Source organism: Alloalcanivorax mobilis (assembly GCF_002864685.1).
Classification (GTDB): Bacteria; Pseudomonadota; Gammaproteobacteria; order Pseudomonadales; family Alcanivoracaceae; genus Alloalcanivorax; species Alloalcanivorax mobilis.
Window position 1 is genome coordinate 1 of the sequence record NZ_NMQZ01000018.1, and the last position, 11,066, is coordinate 11,066.

At 65.1% G+C, this 11,066-nt stretch carries 11 protein-coding genes; 3 read left to right on the forward strand and 8 right to left on the reverse strand.

Translation table 11 applies throughout. The annotated features are described in order from the left end of the window. Positions 1-176 precede the first annotated feature (176 nt). On the reverse strand, positions 177-1,409 hold the full coding sequence (gene serB / locus CGS25_RS10355; protein ID WP_101675405.1) for a phosphoserine phosphatase SerB: 1,233 nt from the start codon (positions 1,407-1,409) through the stop codon (positions 177-179). Positions 1,410-1,563: 154 nt separating this feature from the next. Here serB and CGS25_RS10360 point away from each other — a divergent pair, with 154 nt between their 5' ends. Further along, on the forward strand, positions 1,564-2,805 hold the full coding sequence (locus tag CGS25_RS10360; protein WP_198588753.1) for a hypothetical protein: 1,242 nt from the start codon (positions 1,564-1,566) through the stop codon (positions 2,803-2,805). On the opposite strand, the gene CGS25_RS10365 is transcribed toward CGS25_RS10360, so the two are convergent. The 4 genes from CGS25_RS10365 to rsgA form a co-directional block, all read right to left on the reverse strand. Next, positions 2,694-3,545 (reverse strand): ATP-grasp domain-containing protein, encoded by an 852-nt coding sequence (locus tag CGS25_RS10365; protein WP_198588754.1) that lies wholly within the window; start codon positions 3,543-3,545, stop codon positions 2,694-2,696. The two genes, CGS25_RS10360 and CGS25_RS10365, sit on opposite strands and share 112 nt — an antisense overlap. A 221-nt stretch (positions 3,546-3,766) precedes the next feature. Next, on the reverse strand, positions 3,767-4,627 hold the full coding sequence (asd, locus tag CGS25_RS10370; RefSeq protein ID WP_101675406.1) for an archaetidylserine decarboxylase: 861 nt from the start codon (positions 4,625-4,627) through the stop codon (positions 3,767-3,769). 103 nt (positions 4,628-4,730) lie between these two features. After that, positions 4,731-5,555, reverse strand: coding sequence for a sulfurtransferase (locus CGS25_RS10375; protein WP_101675472.1), 825 nt, complete (start codon positions 5,553-5,555; stop codon positions 4,731-4,733). Positions 5,556-5,633: 78 nt separating this feature from the next. Then, positions 5,634-6,665, reverse strand: a complete 1,032-nt coding sequence (gene rsgA, locus CGS25_RS10380) for a small ribosomal subunit biogenesis GTPase RsgA (RefSeq protein WP_089033509.1) — start codon at positions 6,663-6,665, stop codon at positions 5,634-5,636. 268 nt (positions 6,666-6,933) lie between these two features. Here rsgA and orn point away from each other — a divergent pair, with 268 nt between their 5' ends. Beyond that, positions 6,934-7,494 carry an oligoribonuclease gene (gene orn / locus CGS25_RS10385; protein ID WP_101675407.1) on the forward strand — a complete coding sequence of 187 codons (561 nt, stop codon included), beginning with the start codon at positions 6,934-6,936 and terminating at the stop codon, positions 7,492-7,494. Positions 7,495-7,560: 66 nt separating this feature from the next. After that, positions 7,561-8,193, forward strand: coding sequence for a cytochrome b/b6 domain-containing protein (locus CGS25_RS10390; protein WP_198588755.1), 633 nt, complete (start codon positions 7,561-7,563; stop codon positions 8,191-8,193). Between the two features lie 146 nt (positions 8,194-8,339). Here the strand turns inward: CGS25_RS10390 and CGS25_RS10395 are convergent, their stop codons facing one another. The 3 genes from CGS25_RS10395 to CGS25_RS10405 all read right to left on the reverse strand — a co-directional run bounded on the left by CGS25_RS10395 (position 8,340) and on the right by CGS25_RS10405 (position 11,057). Continuing rightward, a complete protein-coding gene (locus tag CGS25_RS10395) occupies positions 8,340-8,777 on the reverse strand; it encodes a c-type cytochrome (protein WP_101675409.1) in 438 nt (145 codons plus the stop codon). A 274-nt stretch (positions 8,778-9,051) separates the two neighbouring features. Then, positions 9,052-10,110 (reverse strand): tRNA epoxyqueuosine(34) reductase QueG, encoded by a 1,059-nt coding sequence (gene queG, locus CGS25_RS10400; protein ID WP_101675410.1) that lies wholly within the window; start codon positions 10,108-10,110, stop codon positions 9,052-9,054. 50 nt (positions 10,111-10,160) lie between these two features. Then, positions 10,161-11,057, reverse strand: a complete 897-nt coding sequence (locus CGS25_RS10405; RefSeq protein WP_101675411.1) for a DMT family transporter — start codon at positions 11,055-11,057, stop codon at positions 10,161-10,163. Positions 11,058-11,066: the final 9 nt, after the last annotated feature.

Below are 11,066 nucleotides of genomic sequence, written 5' to 3' on the forward strand. Positions count from 1 at the left end.
GGGGGGGGGGCGGGATACACGGGGCAAGGATGTGGCGGTGACCTTCCCTGAAACGCGGGCACGGATTCGCCGCCAAGTTGGCCCTGGTCCGCGTTTTAACTTTTAACTTTTAACTGCCGTTCAGCCGACAGCGCGGCAGCCTTGTGTTCATCATGCCGCGTTGTGGTGGCGCCGCTTTATTTAAGCAATTCCGCCTGATCCTTGTCGCGTACGCCGACCAGATAAAGAATGCCGTCCAGGCCCAGGGTGGAGATCGAGTGTTCGGCGTTTTCCTTGACCAGGGGTTTGGCGCGGAAAGCGATGCCGAGGCCGGCGGCGCCGAGCATGGGCAGGTCGTTGGCGCCGTCGCCGACGGCGATCACTTGCTCCAGATTGATGCCCTCGCGGTGCGCGATCTCGCGCATCAATTCCGCTTTGCGCTCGCCGTTGACGATGGTGCCGGCGACCTCGCCGGTGACCTTGCCGTCGCGGATCTCCAGCTCGTTGGCGAACACATAATCAATGCTCAGCAGCGATTGCAGCCAGTGGCCGAACCAGGTGAAGCCGCCGGAGAGAATGGCGGTGCGGTAGCCCAGGGCTTTCAGGGTGGTGATCAGGCGCTCGGCGCCCTCGGTCAGTTCAATGCGCTGACGCACCCGTTCCAGAGCGCCTTCGTCGAGGCCCTTGAGCAGCGCCACGCGGGCGCGAAAGCTCTCGTTGAAATCGAGCTCGCCGCGCATCGCCCGCTCGGTGATTTTGATTACCTCTTCGCCGACGCCGGCTTCGGTGGCCAGCTCGTCGATCACCTCCGAACGGATCAGGGTGGAGTCCATATCGAACACCACCAGCCGCCGATTGCGGCGAAAGGCGCTGTCGCGCTGGAAGGCGATGTCCAGATTGCGTTCGTTGGCGATGCCCAGAAACGCGGCGCGCATGGCGGCGGAATCCTTGGGCGCGCCGCGCACCGAGATTTCCACGCAGGCACGGGTGTCGGTATTGCCGTCGCTCTCGCCTTCCAGGTGCACGCGGCCGGAGAGGCGCGTGATGGAATCGATGTTAAGGTTGTTTTCGGCGACCACGGTGGTGACGTCGGAGAGTTGCTCCGCGGTGATCTTGCGTGACAGCAGGGTAATAATGTGGCGGTCCTTGCCCTGGCCGGACACCCACTCTTCGTAACGGTCCTCGTCGATCGGCCGGAAGCGCACCGAAATGTTGCGTTTGTGGGCTTCGAACAGCAGGTCCTTGAGCAGCGACGAGGCCTGCGCCGCCGGCGGCACCTCCACCAGAATGCCCAGCGACAGCGTGTCGTGGATCACCGCCTGACCGATATCGAGAATGTTCAAATGGTAGCGGGCAAGAATCCGCGTAAAGGCCGCGGTCAGGCCGGGCCGGTCGCTACCGGATACCTGGATCAGAGTGATCTCTCGCACGGGTGGAGCTCCTGAAAGTCTGTTGCTGCGGCGGGCTGCGCGGGCCATAGAGTAGCAGAAAACCGGCAATCGATACTCCCGTGCGCAATCGCCGGTACGCCCGGCGCGGCGCGGGTTATACTGCCGCCACTTCGTGGAACAAGGATTTTCCGGCATGTCTGTCTGGCAACAATGGCTGGGTTATTTTAGCGGCGAACGGTGTCGGCGGGAAAAGCGTCTGCTGATCGAGTTGGCGCTGATGTTGCTGATGGCGTTGGTGGTGGGTGTCTATTTTCTCGAGCACTTTTCCAGCCGTCTTGAGGCACAGCAGCGCGAGCAGTTGCAGGCGCTGGCCCATCAGACCGCGCTGCGCGCCACCGAATCGCTGGCCAGCGACGATCTCATCGGGTTGAACGTGATCGCCCGCGAGACTCAGGCGATGGCGCCGGTGGCCTCGGTGCGTTTTCTCAATACCGCCCGCGAGACGGTGACCGGCAGTGAGCCGGAGCCCGGGCTGGTGAGCGTGGAAGTGCCGGTGGCCCTGCCCGACGGCGAGCTGGCCGGCTCGGTGGTGCTGGCGGCGCCGGCGCCACTGAAGCCCCGCCAACATCTGGAAGCCGGGTTTTTGCTGGTGGTGGTCGGGCTGTTGCTGCTGCGGGTGGCCGCCGAGTTGATCCGGCGCCGTTTGCAACGCGCGCCGCCAGCGCCGGCGGTGCCGGCCGGCGAGGAGGCCGCGGCCCCGGCGTTCCGTCGTGTCGCGGAGGCGCCGGTGGCGCCGCCGGCACCGGTCACCGAATTGCGCCTCAGCGTGGTCAACTTCGACCATTTCGAGCAACGTTATACGCGCGGCGCGCTGCAGGCGCTGCTCGCCGATTACCGCGATCTGCTGAGCCAGGTGGCGACCTTGTACGGCGGTGAAGTGGTGGCCCAGGTGGGCGGCCGCGCGCGCGTTCGTTTCAGCGCCGAGCCGTTGTCGGCAAGCGCCTTTTCGGCGCTGTGTGCCGGGCTTCTGTTCCTCAGGGTGGCCCGTTTACAGGGCCCGAGGCGCAAGTCCAACCGGGCGCCGGCGCTGGAATTCAAAGCGTTGATCAGTAGCCAGTTCGACGACACCGAAAGCTGGGCCTTGTGCGTGGCCGGGGTGCCCGGCCGGCTGCACGTGCCGGACACCGAACTGACCCGCGCCGAGCTCGATGTGAAAGCGCTCTACCAGAGCGAGCGGGCCCTGGTGGTGGCGTCCGGCGAGCGCCAGGTGCGCCTGCAGCCAGTGGAGCAGCTGGCGCACCGCTACCAAACGCTGCTGCGCACTCAGGCGGAGCGGGTGATGGGCGCCGGCGACAGCGGTGAAGGGGAAACCGGCGAGGGCGACAACGGTGACGGCGACAACGGTGAGGAGGGAACGTCCTCGCCGAGCAGGTAGGCGCGCATGGCGTGGCCGATGCGCTGCGGCAGATCAGGAATGCCACGGTTGCCGAACAGCCGGTTGAATTCCAGTAGATACGGGTAGTTGTCCACCCAGGCCACGTCGAAGCCGGCGTGGTCGATGCCCAGCCGCGCCGCCAGGGCGCGCACCATCTCCACCGCCGCCTCCGGCACCGGCAGATCGGTGCGCACGCGGGCGCCGCGCGCCACGTTATTGTGGAAGCTCTCGCCCTCGCGCCAATAGGCGGCGACGATTTCCCGGCCGACCACCACCACGCGCAGATCGCGCACGATCGGCAGCAACTTCTGAATGTAGAGCACCTCGGTGTGGGCGGCGTAATCGAGCAACTGCTGGCGGTTCTCGATCAGAAACACGCCCTCGCCCTGGCTGGAGCGCACCCGCTTGGCCACATACGGGAAACGCCAGGTGTCCAGCAACTGGCTGATGCCCTGATGATTGGCGCCCAGAATCTCGGTGTCCGGCACGTGTTCCGGGCAGGCCAGGCGCAGGGCACGGGTCATCTCGACCTTGTCGTGTCCCAGGTGATAGCTGGCCAGGCTCGGAAAAATCGGGCGGCGCAGCACGTAGTGCAAGCTGTGCAGTTGCCAATAGGCGGGAAACAACAGCCAATCGGCGTCGGCCAATTCGTCGCGCTGAGTCGCCATGTGCTCGGGCTTGATGTAACGGACACCGGGCAAGCCGAGCGTGCGGAAGGGATCGAAGGTAACCAGTTTCAAGGCGTCAAAAACCAGCGGCGGGGATGGCGATTTATAGGACGATTCGTGGCGGCCGGCAAGAGGAATTATTGGGGGCGCCGGACGCCGGACGCGGGACGCTTTAACCCGCCGCTGAGATGTTTGGTTCTTTTCTGCAAGGGCATTGCAGGAAACACGCTAAAGCTTTCAGAGCCGGGGTTGAGCGTCCGGCGTCTAGCGTCTAGCGTCCAGCGCGATGCCTATCACCCCACTGTCCCCATCTGCTGCCCCATGCGCACCGGGCAGGTGGCGTTCAGAGCGGGATCGAAGCGGGCGGCGCCTTCGGCGAAGATCACGATGGCGGTGGAGCCGAGCATAAAGCGGCCCAGTTCGTCGCCTTTTTGCAAGGTGATGGGCTTCGGGTTGCGGTAGTCGGTGTGGGTGATGGCGTGGGGTTGCGGGGTTACCTGGCCGGCGAACACGGTCTCGATGCCGGCCACGATCATCGCCCCCACCAGTACCACCGCCATTGGCCCCACTTCGGTATCGAACACGCAGACCAGCCGTTCGTTACGGGCGAACAGGCGCGGCACGTTTTCGGCGGTGGTCTGGTTCACTGAAAACAGCGCGCCCGGCACGTAGCGGGTTTCGCGCAGGGTGCCGGTAAAGGGCATGTGCACCCGGTGGTAATCCTTCGGCGACAGATAGACGGTGGCGAAATGGCCGTTGGCGAACTCCGCGGCCAGTTGGCCGTCGCCGCCAAGCAGCTCGAACAGCGAATAGTAACGCCCCTTGGCCTGCAACAGATCGCCGCCGCGCAGGGCGCCGAGCTGGCTGACGGTGCCGTCCGCCGGGCAGGCGATGGCGTCCGCCGCCTCGGCGATGGGCCGCGCGCCGGGCTTGAGCGCCCGAGTAAAGAAAGCATTGAAGTGGTCAAAGCGATCCGGGTCCTCGATCTCCGCTTCGCTCAAATCGACCCCGAAGCGGCGGATAAAGGTATTAATAAAGGTGGTCTTGAGCCACGGAATCTCACTGCGCGCCACCCACCCCACCAAACGGGACAGCAGGTGCTGGGGAACCAGATATTGCACGGCGATGAACAGTTTTTGTTTTAGGGTGGTCAAGGGAAAGCCTCGGGTGGGTGAAGCGTCTGACGTCGGATGTCTGACGTCGGACGCTAAAAAAAAGACGGGGTAAATTTTTGACGTCAGACGTCAGACGTCAGACCTAGTCAGATTTCTCAAACGGCGTGTCCGGGTGGTTGCCCCATTCCGACCAGGAGCCGGGGTAGCCGCGGATGTTGTCGAAGCCGAGAATCCTGCCGATCAGCCAGGTGAAGCTGGAGCGGTGGTGCGTCTGGCAGTGGGTGATGATTTGTTTGTCCTGCTCAATACCGAGAGCGGCCAGTTCGCGGCGGATTTCTTCGCGGTCGCGCACGCGCAGGTTGCTGTGTTTGTCCATGGCATTGGTCCACTCGTAGAGGCGGGCGCCGGGAATATGGCCGCCTTTCTGGGCGAACGCGCGCACGCCGGCGTATTCCTCTTCCGAGCGGGCGTCCCAGATCACCGTGTCCGGGTCGCGGTAGTGCCGCCAGACGTGGTCCAGGTCCACCGAAGGGACGGGGTCGTGTTCACCGACGGTGTAGTCGCTGGCTTCGGGCTGGTGCCGCTCGCTGTCGGTGGGCAGCTCGGCGGCCAGCCAGCCGTGGATGCCGCCATTCAAATAGGCGTACTTTTTGTGGCCGATCACATCCAGGGTCCACAGCAGGCGCGCGGCCCAGCCGCCGCCCTCATCGTCGTAGGCGACCACCTGGGTATCCGGGGTCAGCCCCAGCTCCGAGAACAGGCTGGACAGCCGGGCGTCGTCGGGCAACAGCCCGGGGGCCGGCTGATTGCCGGCCAGCAGCCGCTTGAAATCCAGATGAATGGCACCGGGCACGTGGGCCTGGTCGTGCACCTGACCCTTGCTCAGATCAACGATCAGCAGATTGGCATCGTCCAGGTGCCGGGCCAGTTCCTCGGGTTCAAGCAGAAGCGGCAGGGGTGCGGTCATGGCGGAATCATCGTCGCTGCGGGTCGGCCCATTGTAGTCGAGCAAGCCGGCAGGTAAAGGCGGGCCGCCGGCGTGGGGTCAGCTCTGATAGCGGGCGCGGCCCTCTTCATCCAGGGTGTCGGCGATCTGGAAGAAGTTGGCCAGCCGCTCGGCGCTCACCTGGCCGCTCTCGGCGGCCTCGCGCAGGGCGCAGCCGGGCTCGTGGCGGTGGGTGCAATTGCGGAAGCGGCAATGGCCGGCCAGCTCGGAGAGTTCCCGGTAGCCGTGCAGCAGCTCTTCTTCGCTGATGTGCCACAGGCCGAATTCGCGAATCCCGGGGGAATCGATCAGATCGCCGCCGCCGGGCAGGTGGAACAGGCGCGCGGTGGTGGTGGTGTGCTGGCCCAGCCCCGACACTTCCGACAGGGCGCCCACGTCCAACTCCGCCTCCGGCAGCACCGCGTTGATCAGTGAGGATTTGCCCACCCCGGACTGACCCACGAACACGCAGGTGTGACCGGCCAGGGCCTGGTTCAACTGATCCAGGCCCTGGCCGTCGCGGGCCGAAGCGTGGATCACCGGATAGCCCAGATCGCGGTACAGGGTGTCGATGCGCGCCAGCAGGTCGCGGTTGTCGTCGTCCATCAGGTCGGCTTTGTTGAGCACCAACAGCGCTTCGATGCCAGACAACTCGGCGGCCACCAGGTAGCGATCCAGCAGCGCCGTGGAGGGGGTCGGCCGAGGCGCGAACACCACCAGCAGGCGCGCCACGTTGGCGGCCACCGGCTTGAGATTGCCGTAGTTATCGGGACGCTTGAGCACGGTCACCCGGGGTGACAGCGCGGTGACCACGCCATCGCCCTCGCTGCGCGGCGCCTGCCAGATCACCCGGTCGCCGACCACCAGTTGCTCCAGGGTGGCGCGGAAATGGCAACGGCGGCGCTCGCCGGCGTCCGCTTCGACCAGCACCTGTTGGCCAAAATGCGCCACCACCACGCCGGTCTGCTCATCGCCCAGGGCGCTGGCCACGGGATGGTCCCGCTCCACCTTGCGCTGGGCCCGTTGGCGCCGCTCTTCCTGGATCTTCTCGATCCGCCAGCGTTGTTGGCGATTCAGTTTACGTTTTGCCATGGGCTCACAGAGGCATTGCCGCCGATGAAAGGGGAAAGAACGATACAGGATGCAGGATACAGGGCAAAGGCGATACAGGATGCAGGATATAGCGCGAACCAGGCCGCCGGGACGGTCGGGCATCTTGCTCCGCGCACCAGCGCCGTGGAAGCAGGAATGTTTTATTAACCTGCGTGCGCGGGCATGGCTGGGATCGCCACCCGGTCCTCCCCCGCGCTGAATCCTGTATCCTGCATCCTGTATCGTTTTTTTCCTAACCGAGACGCCCATGACCGATGCCCACAGCACGCCCTCGCGCGACAACCTGATCTGGATTGACCTGGAGATGACCGGCCTGGACCCGAGCCAGGACCGCATCATCGAGATCGCCACCATCGTCACCGACGCCCACCTGAATGTGCTCGCCGAAGGGCCGGTGCTGGCGGTGCATCAGAGCGATCAACGCCTGGCGGCCATGGATCAATGGAACACCGAGCACCACACCGGCTCCGGGCTGGTCGATCGGGTGCGCGCCAGCGGCGTCGATGAAGCCGAGGCGCAGGCGCGCACGCTGGCGTTTCTGGCCGACCATGTGGAGGCGGGCATGTCGCCGATGTGCGGCAACAGCATCTGCCAGGATCGCCGTTTCCTGGCCAACTACATGCCGGAATTGGAAGCCTTCTTCCATTACCGCAATCTGGACGTGTCCACCCTCAAGGAGCTGGCGCGGCGTTGGAAGCCGGAGATCCTGGCGGGCTTGAAAAAAGAAAACAAACACCTGGCGCTGGATGACATTCGCGAATCAATCATGGAACTCGGTTATTACCGTGAGCATCTGATTCAAGAATAATCGTCAGGGAGAAAAAGCATGGCGTCTGCCGGGAGCGGAAGCGGGAGCAGGAGCGAAAAGGTCCGGGTGTGGGATCTGCCCACCCGATTGTTTCACTGGCTGTTGGTCGGGCTGTTCGCGTTCATGTGGTATTCCGGCGGCGCCAGCGACGAGCTGATGCATTGGCACATGCGCGCCGGCTACACCCTGCTGGCGCTGCTGATTTTCCGGGTGCTGTGGGGGCTGTGGGGCTCGCGGCACAGCCGTTTTGTCTCGTTCGTGGCGCCACCGCGCCGGGTCTGGGGCTATGCCCGGGCTGTGCTGGCACGCCGGGTCACACCGGCGTCCGGGCATAACCCTCTGGGTGGCTGGATGGTGCTGGTGCTGCTGGCGTCACTGTTAACGCAGACCGTCACCGGCCTGTTCAGCAGCGACGACATCAGCATCGATGGCCCCCTCAATAACACGGTGTCCTCGTCCACCGCCGGCTGGCTGACCAGCGTCCACCACCTCAACTTTGATCTGTTGCTGATTCTCGCCGGGGTGCACATTGCCGCGGTGCTGGCGCACCGGGTGTTGGGCGAACCGTTGACCCTGGCGATGATCACCGGCCGCAAACGCGCCGCCGCCGGCGACACCGACGAGCCGTTCGCGCCACTCTGGCGGGCGCTGTTGCTGGCCCTGGCCGCCGGCGCGGCGGTCTGGCTGCTGGTGAGTTGAGCGCTTGCACGCAACACGCAGCACGCTTGCACGCTAAGTCAAAACCCGATTCTGCGGCGCCTGCGGGTGCGCAAAAACGGTTCTGCGAACCCGCAAGCGATGCAGGTCGCACTGTCGTAGCGTGCAAGCGTGCAAGCGTGCCAGCGTCAGTCTTTACGATATTCCTGGTGGCAGGCCTTGCAGGCTTTGCCGACTTCGCCGACCTGCGAAAACATCGCTTGCTGGTCGCCTTCGCCGGCCAGCCGCGCCAGGGTGCGCGCTTCGTTCTGGAAGGTTTCCGCTTTGCTGTCGAAGTCGGCGCGATTTTCCCAGATCGCCGGCTTGGCGTCGCTGCCTTCGGCGGAATCCGGCTGGAAGCCTTCCCAGGGCAGGGTGGACAGCTCGGCGAGGATGTTGGCTTTTTTCTCGAAGGTGGCCTGGTCGAACGGTTGCTCCCCCTTGGCCATGGCGCCCAGGGTGCCGAAGTGCCAGGCGATCACATGGAAGATGGCATGGCGGTAGGAAGCCGCTTCGTTGCGGCCTTGCGAACAGGCGGAAAGCAGAACAACGGCAAGGGGCAGAATAAACAGAGCGCGTAGTTTCATGGGCGGGCCTTTTTTTCCTGAGTGTTCGGTTTTCAGTTTTCAGTTTTCAGTGCAGGCGGCGCCGGGCTTTCTTGTTGGCGCCGCTGGAATAGTCATACACGGGTTTTATGAAACAGTCATACACGGTTTGTGGGAAATCCGGAAGTCGGAGTGCCCGAAGCCATGCCCGCTACGGAGCCGCGTAGGAGAGGCCAGACGCCAGACGCCAGACGCCAGACGCCAGACGCCGGACGCCAGACGCCAAAATCAAACCCGTCGCTGGCTGGGCCTGCTCCTACAACGGGAACGCCGGTTCCAGCCGCGCCAGTGCCCATTCCACGTGTTCGCGCACCAGCGCGGAAGGGTGGTCGCGGCGTTGCCGCAGGGCGGCCAGGGCACGCGCGCTGGCGGGGCCGTTGCCGAGCGCCACCGCCAGGTTGCGCAGCCAGCGCTCAAAGCCGGCGCGGCGGATCGCGGAGCCTTCGGTGCGCGCCAGGAAGGTGGCTTCGTCCCACAGAAACAGGCTCACCAGTTCCTGGTCGTCGAGGCCGTGGCGGGGGTGGAAGGCGTGCTCGCCGGTGTGCGAGGCGAATCGGTTCCAGGGGCACATCAGCTGGCAATCGTCGCAGCCAAACACGCGGTTGCCGATGCCCGGCCGTAACGGCTCGGGGATCGGCCCGGGGTGTTCGATGGTCAGGTAGGAGATGCAGCGGCGGGCGTCCAGTTGGTAGGGGGCGACGATGGCATCGGTGGGGCACACGGTCATGCACGCGGAGCATTTGCCACAGTGGTCTTCGCCGGGGGCGTCGATGGGCAGGGGCAGGTCGGTGTAGATCTCACCGAGAAAAAACCAGCTGCCGGCTTCGCGGTTAAGCAGCAGGGTGTGTTTGCCCTGCCAGCCCAGACCGGCCTTGGCGGCGAGGGGCTTTTCCATCACCGGGGCGCTGTCCACGAAGGCGCGCGCCAGCCCGCTCTGTTGCGCTTGTTCGCGAATCCAGCCGGCCAGCCGCGCCAGCCGCTTGCGAATCAGCTTGTGGTAATCGCGGCCCAGCGCGTAGCGCGACAGGTAGGCTTTTTCTTTTTGCCGCAGCACCTTCACCGGTTGGGTGTCCGGTGGCAGATAATCCATGCGGAACGAGAGCACCCGCAGGGTGCCCGGCTCCAGTTGCGCCGGGCGTGACCGTTTGCCGTCATGGGCGGCCATCCAGTGCATCTCGCCCTGATAGCCCGCCGCCAGCCATTGTTGCAAACGTTGCTCGGCCTGGCTCAGATCGATGTCGGCCACGCCCATTTGCTGGAAACCCAGCGTTAGGGCCTGATCGGCGATGCGCTGTTTAAGGTCGGCAAGGTCCATGGACGGGTCCTGAGCGTTGGCTGTCGCGGTCGCTAGCATAGCAGCCCGGCTCAGGGCTCGCGTTGGTCCGCGGCGACCGGCGCCGGGGCGCGCTGGCCGGAGGCGGTGGCGTACACCGAGCCGGCCACCACCAGGGCGCCGCCGGCCAGGGCCAGCGGGCCAGGGACTTCCGCCAGCAGCACGGCGGCCATGACGGTGGCGTAGGGGATTTGCAAGGCGAGCACAAACGACACGGTGGTGGCGTTCAGACGCCGCAGGCCATGGGTAATCAGCGTGTGCGGCACGGCCGTGAACACGGTGCCCAGCAACAGCAGCAAGGCCCACACCGGCAGGGGCGCCTGCAAGGTGGAGGCGCCGACGAACGGCGCGAACACCATGGCGGTGATGGCGCTCTGGTAGAGCATCACCTGGGCGCCGGAAACGCCTTGCAGGAAATGGCGTTGCAGCAGGTTGCGCAGCGAATAGATGGTGGCGGAGAACACCCCCAGCCCGAGCCCCAGGGGCACATTGCCGCCCAGGCCGCTGTCCTGGCCGATCAGTGCCACGCCGGCCAGCACCACCAGGCCGGCGGCGATCCGCGCGCGGGTGGGCAGGCGGCGTTCGAACAGGGGTTCCAGCACCGTGGTGATGACCGGAAAGGTGAGCAGTGCCACCACGCCCACCGCCACCGTGGACACCTGCATTGACTTGAAATAGGTCATCCAGTGAATCGCGAACATGACGCCGCCCACCGCCATCGCCAGATAGTGGCGAGCGCTTGGCAGGGCAATGCGGGAACGGCTGATCAGCAGCACCAGCAGCAGGACAAGGGCGGCGATGCCGCCGCGCAGCGCGGTGATGTCCAGCGCCGGCAGGGGAATCAGTTTGGCGAACAGCGCGGTGCCGGCGAGCATCAGCGCGGCCAGATGAATGCCATGGAGGTCGTGGCGGGCGGCGCGGTGAGTCATAAATTTCCG